Origin of the sequence: Devosia oryzisoli, assembly GCF_014837245.1 — a bacterium.
Lineage (GTDB): Bacteria > Pseudomonadota > Alphaproteobacteria > Rhizobiales > Devosiaceae > Devosia > Devosia oryzisoli.
In genome coordinates, this window is the sequence record NZ_JACYFU010000001.1 from 284,058 (window position 1) to 301,485 (window position 17,428).

Annotated in this window: 18 protein-coding genes and 1 pseudogene; 11 read left to right on the forward strand and 8 right to left on the reverse strand. The window is 64.1% G+C overall.

Annotated elements, in window-relative coordinates:
• Positions 1-6 precede the first annotated feature (6 nt).
• The 4 genes from IC608_RS01430 to IC608_RS01445 all read right to left on the reverse strand — a co-directional run bounded on the left by IC608_RS01430 (position 7) and on the right by IC608_RS01445 (position 2,223).
• Positions 7-519: a GNAT family N-acetyltransferase gene (locus tag IC608_RS01430; protein WP_191772252.1), complete on the reverse strand. Its 513-nt coding sequence runs from the start codon at positions 517-519 to the stop codon at positions 7-9.
• Positions 520-592: 73 nt separating this feature from the next.
• Complete coding sequence (locus tag IC608_RS01435) at positions 593-1,024, reverse strand: DUF3995 domain-containing protein (RefSeq protein WP_191772253.1); 432 nt, start codon at positions 1,022-1,024, stop codon at positions 593-595.
• Between the two features lie 102 nt (positions 1,025-1,126).
• A complete protein-coding gene (locus tag IC608_RS01440) occupies positions 1,127-1,567 on the reverse strand; it encodes an MliC family protein (protein WP_191772254.1) in 441 nt (146 codons plus the stop codon).
• 254 nt (positions 1,568-1,821) lie between these two features.
• Positions 1,822-2,223 carry a hypothetical protein gene (locus IC608_RS01445; RefSeq protein WP_191772255.1) on the reverse strand — a complete coding sequence of 134 codons (402 nt, stop codon included), beginning with the start codon at positions 2,221-2,223 and terminating at the stop codon, positions 1,822-1,824.
• A 453-nt stretch (positions 2,224-2,676) separates the two neighbouring features.
• Here IC608_RS01445 and IC608_RS01450 point away from each other — a divergent pair, with 453 nt between their 5' ends.
• Positions 2,677-3,138, forward strand: a complete 462-nt coding sequence (locus IC608_RS01450) for a hypothetical protein (protein WP_191772256.1) — start codon at positions 2,677-2,679, stop codon at positions 3,136-3,138.
• A 704-nt stretch (positions 3,139-3,842) separates the two neighbouring features.
• Positions 3,843-4,409, forward strand: coding sequence for a hypothetical protein (locus tag IC608_RS01455; protein ID WP_191772257.1), 567 nt, complete (start codon positions 3,843-3,845; stop codon positions 4,407-4,409).
• Between the two features lie 241 nt (positions 4,410-4,650).
• On the opposite strand, the gene IC608_RS01460 is transcribed toward IC608_RS01455, so the two are convergent.
• A complete protein-coding gene (locus IC608_RS01460) occupies positions 4,651-6,285 on the reverse strand; it encodes an alpha-amylase family protein (RefSeq protein WP_191772258.1) in 1,635 nt (544 codons plus the stop codon).
• A 167-nt stretch (positions 6,286-6,452) separates the two neighbouring features.
• Here IC608_RS01460 and ettA point away from each other — a divergent pair, with 167 nt between their 5' ends.
• The 3 genes from ettA to IC608_RS01475 all read left to right on the forward strand — a co-directional run bounded on the left by ettA (position 6,453) and on the right by IC608_RS01475 (position 10,560).
• Positions 6,453-8,108, forward strand: coding sequence for an energy-dependent translational throttle protein EttA (ettA, locus tag IC608_RS01465; protein WP_191772259.1), 1,656 nt, complete (start codon positions 6,453-6,455; stop codon positions 8,106-8,108).
• Between the two features lie 197 nt (positions 8,109-8,305).
• Positions 8,306-9,217: a sulfurtransferase gene (locus IC608_RS01470; RefSeq protein WP_191772260.1), complete on the forward strand. Its 912-nt coding sequence runs from the start codon at positions 8,306-8,308 to the stop codon at positions 9,215-9,217.
• 128 nt (positions 9,218-9,345) lie between these two features.
• Entirely contained in the window at positions 9,346-10,560 is a 1,215-nt protein-coding gene (locus IC608_RS01475) for a YeeE/YedE family protein (RefSeq protein WP_191772261.1), read from the forward strand.
• 58 nt (positions 10,561-10,618) lie between these two features.
• Here IC608_RS01475 and IC608_RS01480 read toward each other — a convergent pair whose 3' ends face one another.
• Entirely contained in the window at positions 10,619-10,897 is a 279-nt protein-coding gene (locus IC608_RS01480) for a hypothetical protein (protein ID WP_191772262.1), read from the reverse strand.
• 75 nt (positions 10,898-10,972) lie between these two features.
• Between IC608_RS01480 and IC608_RS01485 the strand changes: the two are divergent.
• The 5 genes and pseudogenes from IC608_RS01485 (at position 10,973) to IC608_RS01505 (ending at position 14,777) form a co-directional block, all read left to right on the forward strand.
• Positions 10,973-11,568 (forward strand): annotated as a pseudogene (locus IC608_RS01485) (DUF6969 family protein).
• A gap of 89 nt (positions 11,569-11,657) precedes the next feature.
• Complete coding sequence (locus tag IC608_RS01490) at positions 11,658-13,100, forward strand: HWE histidine kinase domain-containing protein (RefSeq protein ID WP_191772263.1); 1,443 nt, start codon at positions 11,658-11,660, stop codon at positions 13,098-13,100.
• Positions 13,093-13,473 carry a response regulator gene (locus IC608_RS01495; protein ID WP_248306142.1) on the forward strand — a complete coding sequence of 127 codons (381 nt, stop codon included), beginning with the start codon at positions 13,093-13,095 and terminating at the stop codon, positions 13,471-13,473. Before IC608_RS01490 ends, IC608_RS01495 begins: the two co-directional genes overlap by 8 nt.
• 123 nt (positions 13,474-13,596) lie before the next feature.
• Positions 13,597-13,935: a hypothetical protein gene (locus IC608_RS01500; RefSeq protein WP_191772265.1), complete on the forward strand. Its 339-nt coding sequence runs from the start codon at positions 13,597-13,599 to the stop codon at positions 13,933-13,935.
• Positions 13,932-14,777 (forward strand): alpha/beta fold hydrolase, encoded by an 846-nt coding sequence (locus tag IC608_RS01505; protein ID WP_191772266.1) that lies wholly within the window; start codon positions 13,932-13,934, stop codon positions 14,775-14,777. Before IC608_RS01500 ends, IC608_RS01505 begins: the two co-directional genes overlap by 4 nt.
• A gap of 101 nt (positions 14,778-14,878) precedes the next feature.
• On the opposite strand, the gene IC608_RS01510 is transcribed toward IC608_RS01505, so the two are convergent.
• Positions 14,879-15,328, reverse strand: coding sequence for a host attachment protein (locus IC608_RS01510; protein ID WP_191772267.1), 450 nt, complete (start codon positions 15,326-15,328; stop codon positions 14,879-14,881).
• Between the two features lie 189 nt (positions 15,329-15,517).
• Here IC608_RS01510 and rarD point away from each other — a divergent pair, with 189 nt between their 5' ends.
• A complete protein-coding gene (gene rarD / locus IC608_RS01515; protein ID WP_191772268.1) occupies positions 15,518-16,471 on the forward strand; it encodes an EamA family transporter RarD in 954 nt (317 codons plus the stop codon).
• A 9-nt stretch (positions 16,472-16,480) separates the two neighbouring features.
• Here the strand turns inward: rarD and IC608_RS01520 are convergent, their stop codons facing one another.
• Complete coding sequence (locus tag IC608_RS01520) at positions 16,481-17,380, reverse strand: LysR substrate-binding domain-containing protein (RefSeq protein ID WP_191772269.1); 900 nt, start codon at positions 17,378-17,380, stop codon at positions 16,481-16,483.
• Between the last annotated feature and the right edge of the window lie 48 nt (positions 17,381-17,428).

The following is a 17,428-nucleotide window of genomic DNA, read 5'->3' on the forward strand; positions in this document are numbered from 1 at the left end:
GCCGGTCTAGAGCACTTCGACCATACCGTGACGCGCGTATAGAAGACGTGCTGCGGTGTTGCTTTGCCAGACCTTGAGGTCGAGGCAAGATAATCCACGGTCGCGCAAAAGCTGGAACGCGGACAGCAGCAGCCATGATCCGGCGCCGCGGCCGCGCAGATCGTGCCGGACCACAAGATCCTTGATGAAGCCGCTGGTCCAGCACTGCACGAGGCCAGCGGGCAGGCTATCTTTGTCGACCAGCGTCAGAACCAGCGCGGGGTCAAACTCTTCATCCTCGACCAGCGGGAAGAACCACTGCTCGAACGGCGCGACGCTGCCGCCGCCGGTGCGGTAGGCGTCCTCCAGCAGCCGATGGAGCTTCACTGGCTCGACCTGCCAGAGCGCGCGCGGTTCCAGCCCCGGAGGCAGCCGGGGCGTATCGAAAGGCCTCGTCAGGTCGCGCCTCAGCCGCATGAAATCCGGCACCTTTTTCGCATCGCTCTCTATCACGATGACGAAGACGGCGAGGTCCGCCACATCAGGCGAAATGGTTGCCGGAACATTGTCGCCGCTCTCGGACCATCGACATTTTTGCCCATGCCCATTCCCTTCAGCTCAGGCGCAGCAGGGAAAGGACGAAGAAACCCAGCCCAAGCAGGAGGCAGAGGGGCGAATAGACACGGGTGTCGTTGAAGCGGAAGTTCGGCTCCGGCGTGCGCTGCTTCCACCAACCAGAGTAGCCGATAGAGCCGCGCACGACGAAGATCAGGCCCGCCACGATACCCAGCGCGTTCAGCCCGGCGCCGCCGCTGTCATGGTCCGCCAGCGACAGGGCGAGAACGCCGGCGGCTAGAGCAAGGATCGCGACACCGAACGAGGCGTAGCGAGGCGGCATGTGATCGATGCCGCTGGTACCCACGACCGTCTGGGCCAGCAGTTTTTCATCGCGGATGGGCCAGGTCTTGCCGAAGGACCAGAGCAGGTGGGCCAGCGCGACGGCGAAAAGGGCGATGAACATCAGCGAGGAGATGAACATGCTCATGACCGGAAGATCCTCGTAGGCAGCGTCTCGTGCTTCATTTGCGCGATATCGGCGCAACACGCAACAGAGCCGATGTCGTCGAGCGACGCTCCAAGCTGATGGTCAGGGGGTGTTGCTGGTCTCGGTGCATTCGGCCATAGGTGCCGCGCCTTCATCCTGCATCAGGTCGCGCAGCGTGCCGTCGCCGCCCTTGTTCCACCATTCATAGGGACCGGCCACGTAGCGCGCGCCCGAGGCGGAGATGGTGGTGACGAACACATGGTTCTCGCCATCAACCGGCAGGATGGCGAGGAAATTGGGGGCGGCATTGATGTACTGTACGGTCAGGCTTGTCTCATCCTTGCACTGGTAAGTGACGACGGTCCGCTCGATATCGCCTGTGCTTTCCAGGGACAGTGTCAGCGCTGCGCTGGCCGTCGCGGGCGCCGGAGCCACCGGCACGGCAGGGGCATCTTCGGCAGGCGTTGGAGGCTCCTGTGCCATGACGCCGGAAAGGGTCAGGCCCATGGCAGCGCAGGCGAGCAGTGTGCGGGTCATTCTCATGCGGCGGTCCTTGCGTTCTCGATCCCTCTATCGACAGGCACAATGATGGCGTTTGCGAGGTGACGCAACGTGAAGGCTCCATTCAGGACTCTTCGTATCGCTGCGCCAGATCCTGTACGTCGCTCTCAGAGGCCAGGTGCAGTTCGCGGGCGATCCGCAGCATCGGCTTGACCGCAAAGAGCGCGATTCCGAGCACAAAGCACCACGTGCCTGCTCGGATATGGGGACAATGACCGGGAGGAGGGGCCTCGCGGCTAGTTCTGTTTTGCGCGCAGCGCGATATACGTTTTGGCGGTGTGGTCGATCGCCTGATCGAGCAATTTTTCGCCAGCGGCGACGTCGGCATCGGCCCGCTGTGTCATGGCGACGACAGACATGGCTAGCGCCTGGATGGCATAGGCCTGCTTGTGCCGCCCCGCCTGGTGATGTTCATTGCCCTTCTCGGTAAAGGCCGCGATCAGTTGCCGGTAGGTGTCGTTGGTAAGGCCCTGCTTGAAGGCGGACCAGCTGGGCTTCTTGTTGGCCAGTGCCAGTTCGCCGGCCATGCTGCCGAGAATGGCCATGGCCTCTCCATCTTCGCCGCCGGCTTCGTGCAGGTCGCGGATCACGGCTGCGAACCGCTGCTTGAACTCGGCTTCTTTTGTGGGCTGGCTCATGGTGGCTCCAGAGAAATCAGGGGACATGTGCGGCCTTAAACCATTATTCGCCGCCGCAGACCATCGCCCGTAGGCTCCCGCGGTGAAGACGGCCCATCACCTCCTGGCGAAATCCGCGTGTCATTCGCTCGCCGCCGACCTGCACCAGCCCGGTCTGCCTCGGCTCGAGACAACGGCCATGCCAGCGGCGATATCGATCCACATTTTCCGCGTGGTCTGCACCGGGTGACCTTCTGGCGCGGCCTCTGCCTCACAGGTTAACCTATTACGCCCGTCAGGTCGCCAGCACTGTCGATTGGCGCGGCCCAATGGCCCTGCGGTGGGTGTGGGGAGGCGGATTGTGCGGCACCCCTCCCGAATAGAGCGTACCCAGCTCTGTCCGGGCCCAGCATCGTCACGGACTGAAGGGTCGGTGTCCGTGGGCACGCCGCATAACGGGTGCGGCGGAAGTAATTGCAATTCTTTCCATCGCCACTTCGATTGCAACGTTTTGCCGTGCCCCCCGTTTTGATGTCGAGCAAGCGCTCTACCAGCGAAAAAATTCGAGGTTACAAAATGCGTGTTAAATCCGCCCTGACTTCTATTGCACTCGTTGCCGGCCTTTCTTTCTCGGGCCCTGCTTTTGCTGCCATGATCAATGGTGTTGAAATCCCGGAAGATGAAATGGCCGCTGTTCAGCAGCGTTGCGACGAACTTGTCACCGCTGACAATACCGAGTCTCTTACGGCCGATAGCTCGACCACGGCCGACGATAACAGCGCCTCCTCCGCCGATAACAACAACGACTCCTCGGCAGATGACGCTGTTGTCGAGACCGCTCCGGACGTCAACGAAGCCGTCGACGCCACGACCAAGATCGATCTCGAAACGATCACCCTGCAGGCCTGCACCGATGCTGGTCTGGTCACCAAATAAGAGCAATCTCCATTTTTCAAAGGCGCCCGGTCATCGACCGGGCGTTTTGCTGTTAAGCTGCCAGGTGAGGGCCATCAACGCTTCGCAGGAAGCTGACTCATTTCGACACTTTTGCGCGGCCCGTTCACAATTTTACAGGCCTGCTGTGACGACTGGAACCGGGGGCTTTTTGCTTCGTTGACGAGGCAAGCCCGGCCGCAGAATGCACCATCGGCGGTCGGCATAGTCACGACGGAACGCCAACAGAGCCTCCGTCTCGGATCGGAGGATGGCCGCAAAGGTTGACGCTCCTCTGCGGCTTCCCCGGTGGGGCGCGAAACTTCGGTTTCGCGCCCTGTTTTTTTGCGCCAAGCAGCATCCTCGGGCCTTCCCGCGCGGCCCTCAAGACTTTTGCTAAAAATCGAGAGGTGCCGTCAGTAAAACAGACTCTAGCGCAGGTTCCGGTCCGCCCTCAACGGAACATGCTCGCTGCTCTCCCGTAGTCCGATTGCGACTATTCGTCGATCGAACAGGAGAAAGATCATGAAGTCCCTTGTTATTTCGGCCTCTGCGGCAATCCTGCTTGCGGGCGTGTCCTTCCCCGCGCAGGCGCAGTCCGTTCTGGGCGTGGGGGTCCCAAAGGCAGCGATGCCGCCGCCACGCTCGGCTCGGGCGACGCAGGCAATAGCGGCCTCGCCAATGTCGGTGTGGGCGGGGACAACCAGGTGCTCGATGCTAACATCGGCGGGACTGACAGCAGCATCGCGAACGCAACCGTAGGCTCGGGTGGCGGCAGTGCCGCCGATGCCGATATCGACCTCCTCGGCGGCGGGGCCAATGCGGACGTGATCGTCGGTGGCGGCGGTTTGGCGGGCGTTACGGTCGGTGTGGGAAGCGGTGGTAGCGGTGGATCTGGTGCAAGCCCGGCTGGTAATGGATACGGGGCAGGCGGCGGCGTTGCGGCGGTCACCAATGCACGATCTGCGACCGGTGCGCTGCCCGATTGTGACGGGGTATCTGGACAACAGGTGCAGGCGCTCCTGTCGTCGACCCAGATCGATGGCCCCTGGCAGCGGGCCAGTAACGTCAGTATCGAGAGGGTGGATGTGTGCCCCGCACTGCGCATCCAACTGTCCGCTACGCTCAGCAGCAGTGGGCTGGGCGACCAGTTGCAATCGGCCATTCTGAGCGATCCACTGCTGAGTGCGTCCCTTGCGCGCTCAAGCTACAGCGCATCGCGTGTTTTCGCCGTCGAGCAGGATGGAAACACCCTCACGGTCTACGTTTACTGAACCCTTCCAGACCATAACTTGCGCAGGCTGCACATGAATTGTGCAACCTGCGCTTTTGCATGTTCCGTGCGCAAAAACTTCTTGCACGCCGCTTCAACTTGCTTTTTCATTCCGTGCTCGGGCTGCGCCATCCATTCGGCGAGACGGTGCGCAGTCCTCGCAATTCCGGGTGTAAGGGCGCTCGGCAGTCTGCTCCGGGCCATCCAAATCAGGGAACGGGGATGGTCCGGAGCGGCGTCTCTTACCGGCGTTCGCCGTTGCAACGCAGCCAGCAATAGCCGAAGGGCGAGAGGGTGATGGGTTCATCCGGCCCGAGCGGGTCGAGCGGCGTGTCGTCCGTCAGCATGGGCGTCAGGGTGCGGATCGAAGTGTCGTCCAGATGGAAGGACTTGTTGCGATCCGAGAAGTTGTGGGCGGTAAAGACGCGGTTGCCCCGCCAGGTGCTCTCCAGCACTAGGAGCTCGTCGTCGCCCACATCCACGATGTTGACGCCATCCCAGCCGATTTCCGGCGAGGAGCGGCGGGTCGAGATCATGTCCGAGACGGCGTGAAACAGTGAATCCCGGCGGTGCACCTCTGCCGCGGCGTTGACGGTCTTGTAGCTGAACTTGCCCTTGTCGATGACGGGGCGGATCAGCTTGTTCGGGTCCGCTGACGAAAAACCGGCATTGGGTTCCTGCGACCACTGCATGGGCGTGCGCACCGCCTCACGCTCCTTGAGCGACTGATCGTCCCCCATGCCGATCTCGTCACCATACCACAGCACCGGCGTGCCCGGCAGGGACATGAGCAGCGAGAAGGCCAGCTTGAGGCGCCGCTCGTCGCCGTCCAGCATGCTGGCGAGCCGGCGGCGAATGCCGCGGTCGTAGATCTGCATCTCCGGCTTCGGTCCGAAGGCGGCAAAGCACTCGGACTTTTCCTGCTCGGTAAGACGGCCCAGGTCCAGTTCGTCGTGGTTGCGCAGAAAGTTTGCCCACTGGCCCATGCCATTGGGGGCAGGGCGGGCGGCGAGGGCTTGCCGCAGAGGGGCGGCCGTCTTCTGCGCCAAGGACAGGAAGAGGTGCTGGTTGCCGATGAAGTCGAACACCATGGTCATGCGGTCGCCGGCGTCGAAATAGCTCTGCGCCACGTCGTAGTCGATGTTGGCTTCCGCCAGCAGCACCGCCTCCGCCTTGCGCCAGGAGAGGAAGTTGTGAATGTCGGTCAGGAAGGAATAGGGGTCGGTCACAGGCTTGTCGGTCAAGACGCCCCGCGGCTCGATGAGGAAGGGGACGGCATCGACGCGAAAACCGGACACGCCCAGCTCGAGCCAGAACCCCATGATCTTGAGGATTTCGGCCCGCACCTCGGGGTTGGTCACGTTGAGGTCGGGCTGGAACTGGTAAAAGCGGTGCATGTACCAGGCTTTAGCGGCATTGTCGTATGTCCAGATTCCCTTCTGGACGCCCGGGAAAACGATCCCGTCCGTGATGTTGTCCGGCTTGTCCTTGCGCCAGACGTACCAGTCCCGGTAGGGCGAATTCGGATCGGATCGCGCCGACTGGAACCAGGGGTGCTGGTCCGATGTGTGGTTGACCACCAGATCGACAATGACGCGCATGCCGCGGTCCTTTGCCGCCTGCATGAACTCGACGAAGTCGCCCAGATTTCCAAGCTGCGGATCGACCGCGTAGTAGTCCGCGATGTCGTAGCCATTGTCCTTGCGCGGGGAGGGATAGAACGGGTTGAGCCAGATGCAGGTGACGCCCAGCCGCTCCAGATGGTCGAGCCGGTCCGCCAGCCCGGCAAAATCGCCCACGCCGTCCCCATTGGCATCCATGAAGCTTTTCACGTCGACGCAGTAGACGACGGCGTTGCGGTACCAGAGATTGGCCATTCTCGCTCCTCTTGATGACCAGTCCGCAACGGCAGGGCGCGCGACGTCGTTCCCGGCCGCGCGTCACCGGTGCGGCATTGCACCGTCGGGGCAGGGCGTTGCCCCGGTCGGGCGCATGCCCTACATAAGCGCCAATTCTCCGAACACCCCGAAGAGGTCACTCGCATATGGCGCGCCAGTTCATCTATCACATGCACGGTCTGTCCAAGACCTATGCCGGCGGCAAGAAGGTGCTGGATAACGTCAATCTCTCCTTCTACCCCGACGCCAAGATCGGCGTGCTCGGCCCCAACGGCGCCGGCAAGTCGACGCTGCTCAAGATCATGGCCGGCATCCAGACCGAATTCACCGGCGAGGCCTGGGTGGCCGAGGGCGCCAAGGTGGGTTACCTGGCGCAGGAACCGCAGCTCGATCCGGCGCTCAACGTGCTCGGCAACGTCATGACCGGGGTCAAGGAAAAGAAGGACGTCGTCGACCGTTACAACGAATTGATGATGAACTATTCGGACGAGACCGCCGACGAGGCGGCCAAGCTGCAGGACGTCATCGACAGCCAGAATTTGTGGGATCTCGAATCCCAGGTCGAAGTGGCCATGGAGGCCCTCGGCTGCCCGCCCGGCGACGCCGACGTCACCAACCTCTCCGGTGGCGAGAAGCGCCGCGTGGCTCTCTGTGCCCTGCTGCTCTCCAAGCCGGACCTCCTGCTGCTCGACGAACCGACCAATCATCTCGATGCCGAGACCACGGCCTGGCTCGAGCGGCACCTGCGTGAGTTCCCGGGCGCGGTGCTGATCATCACCCACGACCGCTACTTCCTCGACAATGTCACGGGCTGGATCCTTGAACTCGACCGGGGCCGTGGCGTGCCCTACGAGGGCAATTACTCGGCCTATCTCGAGGCCAAGGCCAAGCGCTTCGCGCAGGAAAAGAGCGAGGACGCGGCACGCGCCAAGGTCTTGGAGCGTGAAAAGGAATGGATGGGGCAGTCGCCGCAGGCGCGCCAGGCCAAGTCCAAGGCGCGTATTCGCGCCTACGACGAACTCGTCAAGCTCAACGAGGCCCGCACCCAGTCGCAGACCGCGCAGATCATCATTCCGCCCGGCGAACGCCTGGGACAGAACGTCATTACCGTCGAGGGACTCACCAAGTCCTTCGGCGATCGCGTGCTGATCGACAACCTCAGCTTCAAGCTGCCCCCGGGCGGCATCGTGGGCATCATCGGCCCCAACGGCGCCGGCAAGACGACGCTGTTCAAGATGCTCACTGGCCAGGAAAAGCCGGACAGCGGCAGCGTGGAGATCGCGGAGAACGTGCATCTCGGCTATGTCGACCAGAGCCGTGATGCACTCGACCCCAACAAGACCGTCTGGGAGGAAATCTCGGAAGGCGACGAAATCCTGATGCTAGGCAAGCGCGAGATGAACTCCCGGGCCTACACCTCCGCCTTCAACTTCAAGGGCGGCGACCAGCAGCAGAAGGTGGGCAACCTCTCGGGCGGCCAGCGCAACCGCGTGCACCTGGCCAAGATGCTCAAATCCGGCGCCAACGTCCTCCTCCTTGACGAACCGACCAACGACCTCGACACCGAGACCCTCGCCGCGCTGGAAGAGGCGCTGGAGGAATTCGCCGGCTGCGCCGTGATCATCAGCCACGATCGCATGTTCCTCGATCGCCTGGCCACGCACATGCTGGCCTTCGAGGGCGACAGCCATGTCGAGTGGTTCGAAGGCAACTTCCAGGACTACGAGGCCGACAAGGTGCGCCGTCTCGGCGCCGACGCGGTCAACCCCAAGCGGGCGACCTACAAGCCGCTGACGCGGTAGGAGACAAAGGGGCGCGACAGGTTCGTGCCCCTTTTTTTTGTCCCGATCACCTCACCACGTTGCTTGGAAAGATGTTCTCGCAGCAAATCCTGATGCGGCAAGCATTTTCCCGTCCGGTCCCGCTTATGGCAGCCCAGTCCTCGCGGCAACACGCCAACCGCTGTAGCTTCACGCCAGATTATTTTCCGGAGTTTGCCATGCGTTTCGCATCATTCGTTGCCGCCGCCGGCTTTGCCATTGCGGCGCCCGTGGTGGCCCATGCCGCCGACGTCACGCCGCTCGTCACTGCTGAGTGGCTGAAAGCCCATGCGGGCGACGAGAACGTCAAGATCATCGACATTCGCGACGACATCGACGGCACCGATCTGGGCGACAAGCCCTATGTCGCCAATGCCGTTGTGGCGCCCTATGGCTCCTATGGCTGGCGCACCGAAGTGCAGGGTGTCCCGGGCCAGATTCCGCCGCCCGAGCAGATCGGCAAGCTGATCGGCGATCTCGGCATCGACGGCGACGATCATGTCGTCATCGTGCCCTGGGGCACGGATTCGTCCGAATTCGGTGGCGCGACGCGCGTCTACTGGACCTTCAAGTATCTCGGCCACGACGACGTCTCCATCCTCGATGGCGGCTGGCGCCAGTACGACGCAGTTGGTGGCGAGCGCGTTGCCGAGCCGGTCCAGCCTGTGGCGGCCGAGTTCCCTGTCAGTGTCCGCCCCGAGCTGCGCGCGACGACTGCCGACGTGGAAGCTGCGCTCAAGGACGGCACCAAGCTGATCGACGGCCGGCCGGAAGAACAGTTCCTCGGCCAGTCCAAGAGCCCGGTGGTTGCGTCCCTCGGCACCATTCCCGGCGCCGTGAACCTTCCCAATTCCAAGTTCTACAGCGCCGACTACGCCAGCTTCGCCACGCCCGAGACCATCGCGTCGCTGGCCAAGGGCGCCGGGCTCGAGGATGACCAGAAGAACATCATCTTCTGCAACACCGGGCACTGGGCTTCCGTGGTCTGGTTCGGCCTTCATGAGGTCGCCGGCAACAAGAACGCCGCCATGTATGACGGCTCCATGGCCGAATGGACGGCTGATCCGTCCCGCCCTGTCCAGACACCCTGACGCTATCATCCAGGCGGCAGGTCATCTGCCGCCGTCGAGTTGATCGAGGCTTCTGGTCCTGACACTGGATGTTGCGCTTTATCGGCGCAGCATCCAGTGTCGTTCCAAGCACCACAGTTTTCGGAATCATGAGCGATATTTCCCTAGCCGCACCCAAATACCTGCCGCCCGTCACGCGCGATAAGGGCCCGTTTGCCGTGGCCGCAGTCGTTCTTGTTCTGGGATTCCTGGCCATCACCATGCTGGTCGACCTCCGGCAGGGCGCGCTGTTTCTCATCGGCGGCGCCTTGGGCGCGACGCTCTATCACGGCTCGTTCGGCTTTACCGGCGGCTGGCGCCGCATGGTGGTCGAGAAGCGTGGTCGTGCCATGCGCGCGCAGATGTTGATGATCGGCGTTGCGGCCTTGGCCATGATCCCGCTCGTTGCGGCCGGCTCCGTTGGTGGCCAGGGGATCGTGGGCGCCGCCGCGCCGGTCGGTGTGTCCGTTCTCTTCGGCGCGGCCCTCTTCGGCTTGGGCATGCAGATGGGCGGCGGTTGTGGGTCCGGCACCCTTTTCACCGTTGGCGGTGGGTCGGCCCGCATGCTGGTGACGCTGGTGTTCTTCATCATCGGCGCCCTGGTCGGCACGGCGCACCTGCCGTTCTGGCTGGCGCAGCCGTCGCTGCCGGCGATCAGCCTGGGGGCCGAGTTCGGCATTGCCGGGGCGATCGCCGTGACCATCACCGGGCTGGCGCTGGTGGCGCTGGTGACGGCGCTTATCGAGCGCAAGGTGCACGGCAACCTCGAATCTGAACCCGTCCCCGCGCGGCCCGGCTGGAGCTGGCTCTGGCTCGGTCCGTGGCCCTTGGTGGGCGCGGGGCTACTGCTTGCGCTTCTCAATGTCGCGACCCTGTTGGTCGCCGGGCACCCCTGGTCGATCACCTACGGGTTCGGTCTCTGGGGCGCCAAAATCGCGTCGGCCATCGGCGTGCCGGTAGCTGGCTGGGAATTCTGGACCTGGCCGGCACAGGCGCAGGCGCTCCAGTCGAGCGTGCTGCTCGATACCGTGTCGGTCATGGATTTCGGCCTCGTGCTCGGCGCCGCCCTGGCAGCCGCAATCGCCGGCAAGTTCGCACCCAAGGCCAAGCTGCCGCTCGGCTCGCTGCTGGCGGCCATCTTCGGTGGCCTGCTGATGGGCTATGGCGCGCGGCTCTCCTTCGGCTGCAATATCGGCGCCCTGTTCTCCGGAATCGCCACCGGGAGCGTGCATGGCTGGCTGTGGTTCGCGGCCGCCTTTGTCGGATCCTATGCCGGCGTCTGGCTGCGGCCCGTGTTCGGTCTCGACGGGCTGGTGCGCAAATGAGCGGTCGCAACACGATTCTGTTCGGCGCCGCGCTGGCGGTCTCCACGGCCGCCATTGTCTACGACACCATCAGCCACCCGGTGCCGCCGCGCCCCGTGGCGATGGCCAGTTCGGGCACTTCTGGGGCGGCGCCTTGTGCGGCCGGCGCTGCGCCCTGTGCGGCCGGTGCAGTCGCGCCATGCGCTGCCGGTGCACCGGTGACGCCCACTGCGCCTTGCGCGGCCGGTGCTCCTGCCCTCAAGGCCGCGCCGCCCCCGCCGGCGGCTCCTCCCGCCGATACGGCAAAGAAAGCGCCGCCCCCTCCACCGGCAGCGCCACCGGCCCAGCAGGCCCCCAAGAAGGCTCCTCCGGCGCCTCCCTTGGCCAAGCCACAAGGGCAAGAGGCTCCAGATCTGGTTCCCGAGACGCAGGGATGAGTGGCACCGCCCGCGCCCAGGCCCTGGCGGAGATGGCCTTTTGCGAAGATGTCCTCGCCAAGGGCGGGCTCAGCGTGGTCACGGCCACACTGGCCGGCGTTGACCAGATCGGGGCGTGGGAACACTACCCCGCGGCCGATGTCTATGATCCGGTCAGCGGTGGCCAGTGGTACTACCATTGCCACCCTGCAGAGGAGGGGTCCGCGGAACACGGCCATTTCCACTGCTTCGTCCGTCCCGATGGTCCCGATGGCCCGATCCACCACCTCCTGGCGATCGGGGTGGATGCGCAGGGCAAGCTGTTGCGCCTGTTCACCGTCAACCACTGGGTGGTGGGCGACGACTGGATCGACGCGGAGGCGACGATTCCTCTGCTGGCGCGGTTCGACATGCAGATGCCGGTGCCGTCTTACCTCGTCAATCGCTGGCTCACGGGCGTCTTTGGGGCTTATGATGCAGAGATCGCGGGTTTGATCCGGGCCCGGGACGAGGCGCTTGCCGAACGGGGGGCAGCGCTGCACCTGCGGTGCGTGAAGACCGGAACCTTGAAGTTCTTTCCGAATTGTACATTAAGTCTGTCGGCGAAGCATAGTCGCGCGCACGTGGAACTTTCACGCGCGGCTGACGTTGCTGGCTGGCGGGGTGTGTTAGGGACCCGCCGTATTGGGGGTCTAGTGCATAATGGCTGAGGTGGATTTCGCGCAGGTCTTTCAGGCGCTCCCCAGCCCATTCATGATCCTCGATCGCGAATTTCGGTACGTTGCGGCCAATCCAGCCTATTTGGCCACCACCGGCCGGACGATGGACGAGCTGCGCGGCGAGAACATTTTCGGTAAGTTTCCCAACCGCGGGGAGAGTGGCCGGCGCTTGCAGGAATCATTCGAGCGCGTGCTGGCGACAGGCGAACCCGATACGCTGGCTTATCTGGCCTACCCCATCCCCGATGCCGATGGCCGGATGACCAATCGCTATTGGACCGCGGTTCACGTCCCGCTCTTTGGCGCGGACGGGACGGTCGAATTCGTGATGCAGAATACGGTGGATGTGACCGAATATGCGCGTCTGCGCGAAGCGGCCACCTTGCCCTTCACGTCCTTGTCTGCCGAAACCTCCCTGATCGAGCGCACACGGGAGGCCGCAGAGGCCAGCGCCAATTTCCGGCGTCTCTTCCAGCAGGCGCCGGCGTTCTTTGCTGTCCTCTCGGGGCCCACGCATATTTTCACCTTCGCTTCGGACAGCTATCTTCGGCTGGTCGGGAACCGCGAGGTGGTGGGGCAGACAGTCGCGGAAGCGCTGCCCGAGGTCATCGACCAGGGCTTTATCGAGCTTCTCGATCGAGTGTTCCATGAGGGGTACGCCCATTCCCAGGAAAGCGCCCGTGTCATGCTGGCGCGTACGGCGGGCAGGCCGCCCGAGGAAACCTTCCTCGATTTCTCCTATCACCCCATCCGCGACCCGTCGGGCGAAATCACCGGCGTCTTTGTCCAGGGCATGGACCGCACCGAGTCGGTGCGGTTCGCGCAGCGTCAACGCCTTCTGATCGATGAGCTCAACCACCGCGTGAAGAATACCCTGGCCACGGTGCAGTCCATCGCCAGCCAGAGCTTCCGATCCACCAGTGATGTCGCCGCCGCCAAGCGCGCCTTCGAGGCCCGGCTGGTGGCTTTGTCACAGGCCCACAACATGCTCAGTGACCGGCAGTGGCACGACACCGAAATGGACCGCCTGGTGTGCCAGGAACTCAGCATCTTCGATCCGCGGCAAGTCCGCTCTTCCGGGCCGAGCCTGCGGGTGAATGCCAAGGCCACCGTGGCGCTGGCCCTCCTCATCCATGAACTGGCGACCAATGCCGCCAGGCACGGGTCATTGTCCAATCCCGAAGGCTCTCTTGCGGTGGAGTGGGGCGAGGACGCGCAGGGCAATCTCGTCATCGACTGGATCGAACGGGGCGGCCCGCCGGCCCGGGAACCGCAAAAGCACGGCTTCGGCTCGCGCCTCCTGCACACCGTCGTCACGGGGGAACTCGGCGGCAAATTGCAGACCCGCTTCGAGGATGAGGGGTTTGCCGCCCACATCGTCTTGCCATCCGGAGCCTATATTGCGCAGGAGAACAGCCTTGTCTGAGCCCGGAAGCCGCCGGATACTGGTTGTCGAGGACGAGACGCTGGTCCTGTTCAACCTCGAGGACATCCTGTCCGATCTGGGGTGGGAAATCGTCGGCGTCGCCATGCGGCTCGAGGAAGCACGGCGTCTGGCCGAGACGGCCGTCCGGCCCGACGTGGCCATCCTGGACGTCAATATCGGTGGCGGCCTGGTATTCCCGGCCGCCGAAATTCTCGTGCAACGTGGCGTGCCTGTGGTGTTCGCGACCGGATATGGGCGCGATGGCCTGCCACCGGAATGGCAGGACCGGGAAGTGATCGTGAAGCCCTATACGCAGGCCGACGTGGAACGTGTCCTGCAGCCCTATTCCCAGCAGGCGTGTGCCGCCGGCTGAACCGCTGCCCTCCCTTTACGATCTTCTCCGATGGTAGGGAAAACCCATTGGGTTTGCTGGCCTTTGTGCTCTATTGTGCGCCAGAGGGCGATGGCCCACGACTTGGTGCATTTGGGGGATTGAATGAAGACGATGCTGACGGGGGCGGTGCTGCTGGGCGGCCTTGCCCTCGCCGTTCCGGCGGCCGCCGCGCCGGGACAGTGTTTCCTCACCGGCTATGGCGCGTTTCCCTGTGACGTATCGGCCGATGGTGGCGGGCTGACCTTCCCCTTGCCCGATGGCAATGTCTTCGCTTTTGTGCTTGTCGCGGTGGACGAGGGTGTCGGCTATCGCGTCGCCGCCGACGCACAGCCGGGGCAGGCGCCCAAGGTGTTGGGGACCTTCCGCCCGGTGACCGGTGAAGACGGCTGCTGGCAGGCGGACCGCGACGAAATTCGGTTCTGCGCGGCGGTAGAACAGTGAGCCAAGGGCCCCTCGAAACGTTCGACCTCGAACTCGATGGCGCCACGCTGGTGGGCGCCGAGGTTGGCGAAGGCCTGCCGGTGGTCTTTCTCCATGCGGGCGTGTGCGACCACCGCATGTGGCTCGCGCAGATGGATGCCGTGGCCCAGCGCGGCTGGCACGCGCTGGCCTATGATCGTCGCGGCTATGGCGAGAGCGCGGCGGACGATGTCCCGTTCAGCCATCTCGAAGACCTCGAGGCCCTGCTCGACGCCGCCGATATTCACGCCGCGGTTCTGGTGGGGTGCTCCATGGGGGGCGGCCTCGCGATCGACTTTGCCCTGCGCCATCCCGGTCGCGTGATCGGGCTCGTGCTCATCGGCACGTCGGTGGCCGGCGCGCCCTGGTCGGCCACGCAGGAAGAACGCTTCGTCGAGATGGCCGAGGAGGATGCCTGGGAGCGGGGCGATACCGAGACGCTCAACAAGGTTCAGGCGCATGAATGGCTCGACGGACCGCGCGCGCAGAGCGGGCGCGTGGGCGGGGAAACGCGCAAGCTGTTTTTCGACATGAACGGCAAGGCGCTGGCCAAGTCGCCGCTGACCAAGGGCGAAGAGCCGGACGAGGCGTGGGCGCGCATGGAGCAGGTCGGCGCGCCGACACTGCTGCTGGTCGGTGACGAGGATTTCACGGCCATCGTCGACCGCCACGAGACGCTCTCGGAAACCATGCCCAACGCCTTCGCCATGGTGCTAGAGGGGACGGCGCATCTGCCCAGCATCGAAAAGCCGGAGCTGGTCAGCCGCCTTGTCGTGGAGTTCCTCGACGCCCTCGCGGGTGAGCCGGATACGGAAGAGGATTAAGGCGTAGACTTCCTGAATCCGCGTTGGCGTTCAAGCCACTGATCCCAAAACGTGAAAAGAGGCGGCCGGAGCCGCCTCCTACTCATCTGGACGAGCTTTGGCTAGACCGCGATGATGCCGTCGAAATGCTTGTCGAGCTGCGGGGTGGGCAGGTTGGTCAGGTCCTTGTCCAGTTCGGCGACGACAGTCTTCTTGACGTGATCCGACAGCGCCTTGCGCAAATTGCCCAGCGCGATCGGCGCGGCAGCGATGACCAGCCGGTCGAAGGCGCCAGCCCTGGCCTTCTTGTCGAGTTCGGCGGCGACGCCCTTGACGAACTCGGCTTCGCGAAGCTGCGCCGGATCGGTCTTCGGACCCACGGCACTGCGCCCGGGGCCAACGGAAGAGAAGCTGCGACCCGGGCGGTCCGAGTCGATGTCCTGCGACTGCAGCGGGACGATGGACCAGTCGAGGTCCCTGACGGCGTTCAGCCCCTTGCCCGGCCCGGTGTTTTCCAGCACGCGGGCCTGCGTCCCATCGGCGATCAAGATCCAGGTGACTGTCTTCTTCATCTGCTGCTCCTGCTGTTGACGCTGCCCCAATGCCGCGCCCCATTCCATCATCAACGTGCGAATGTCGCAAAAAGTTGGCCGCGCATCATTCGCCGCATTCACGGGGGCAATCACAAACTCTCATTGGCGCTCACCCCCTTCCGCTGGTAAAGGCAAAAATGGCGTCCTTTGGCGGCGCGGAGCATCCCCATGAACCTTCCCGAACAACCGCCCGTGGCCGTTCGTCCGGCCACTCAACCCTTGCCGGCGGACCCCGCCGAAACCGGCAAGGGCGTTGCCGCCGCGCTGGCCGCCTATCTTCTCTGGGGTTTTCTGCCGATCCTGTTTCACCTGCTGGAATCGGCGGGGCCGGTGTTGATCGTGGCGGAGCGGTCGCTCTGGTCGCTGGTGCTCGTGGCCATCATCCTTGCCGTTACCGGAGGGTTTCGCGAGGCCGCTGCGCTCTTGCGAGACCGGCGCCGCATGAAGGTCATCGCCATCTCGACGACGCTGCTGCTGGGCAATTGGCTGCTCTACGTCTGGGCGGTCGAGAGCGGCAATGTGCTGGAAGCGAGCTTCGGCTACTTCATCAACCCCCTGGTCAACGTGGCCATCGGGATGGTGTTTCTCGGGGAACGGCAGAACCGACTGCAGGGGGTGGCGATCGCCGTTGCGAGCGTCGCGATTGCCCTGCAAGCGGTCGGCCTGGGAAGCATGCCCTTCATCGCGCTGGGGCTGGCGTTCACCTTCGGGTTTTACGGCTTCTTCCGCAAGACGGCCAAGACGGGCCCCACGGTCGGCATGTTCGCCGAAACGCTGGTGGCAGCACCTTTCGCCTTGGGCTTCGTGCTCTATACGCTGGTGACCGAGGGCGCCGGTCCGCACGCCGATCCGCTGCTGATGACGCTGCTCGTGTTCACCGGGCCCGCAACGGCGGTGCCGCTGCTGCTCTTTTCATATGGCGTGCGCCGCCTGCGCCTCACCACCATCGGCATGCTCCAGTACCTGGCGCCTTCCATCCAGTTCCTGTTGGCCATCTTCATCTTTGGCGAGCATCTCAACGGCCTGCGCCTGCTCAGCTTTGCGCTGATCTGGCTGTCGCTGGCGATCTTCTCGTGGGACAGCCTGCACCAGCGGCGCCGGGCGAGGGCAGCCCTCGCCTGATAACCCCGCTCAGGCGTGTGAGTCGCCCTGCTGGCGGATGATGTCCGCGACCTGCCGGAAGATCGCCCCATAGGGCGTGGCCTCGCGCCAGACCAGGCGCAGGCGCCGCGCCGCGTGCGGATCGGCCAGTTCATGAACCGCTATGCGCGGATCGCCGGCCTCCCGGCGCAGGGCGATGCTGGGCAACAGGGTAATGCCCTGTCCGTTGGCGACGAACTCCACGATGGTGGACAACGACGTCGCGGCAAATGTCCGCGAACTCCGGTGGCCCTCTAGACGGCACGCGGCGATCGTCTGGTCGCGGAAGCAATGGCCTTCGTCGAGCAGCAAGATGCGGTCGGCCGGAAGACCCTCCAGCGAGATCGGTTGTGGGGCATCCTCGTGCCTCGACATCGCCAGCACAAAAGGATCGTCGAACAGAGGCACGCTTTCGAGCCGCGGGCCGTCCGCGGACGGGTCCGTCGCAATCAGCGCCAGATCGATCGTCCCATCCCAGAGGCCCGCCAGGAGTGCCTCGGTGCGGCTTTCGCTGATGGCAAAGCGGAGGTCCGGCAATTGTACGGTCAGACGCGGGAACAGATCGGGCAGGAGATAGGGCGCCACCGTCGGGATGAGGCCGAAGCGCAAGGGCCGGTCGGGCTTGCCGCTATGGCCGAAAGCGAAGGCGTTGACGGCGTCGGCCGCCTTTAACGCCTCCTCGGAAAGATCGATGAACCGCTGGCCGAACGGGGTCGGGCGGATGCCGCTCTTGAGGCGATCGAACAGCGTCGTCCCGAACATCGTCTCGAGCGCCAGGACTTGCTGTGACAATGCCGGCTGCGAGATGGCGCACTCCCGTGCTGCCCGGCCGAAGTGACCGGTTCGCGCGACCGCCACCACGTACCGCATCTGTTTGAGCGTAACGGTCACGATAACTCCATCTTATCGTGGCATGAAGATTTATCGATTGGCCCTATC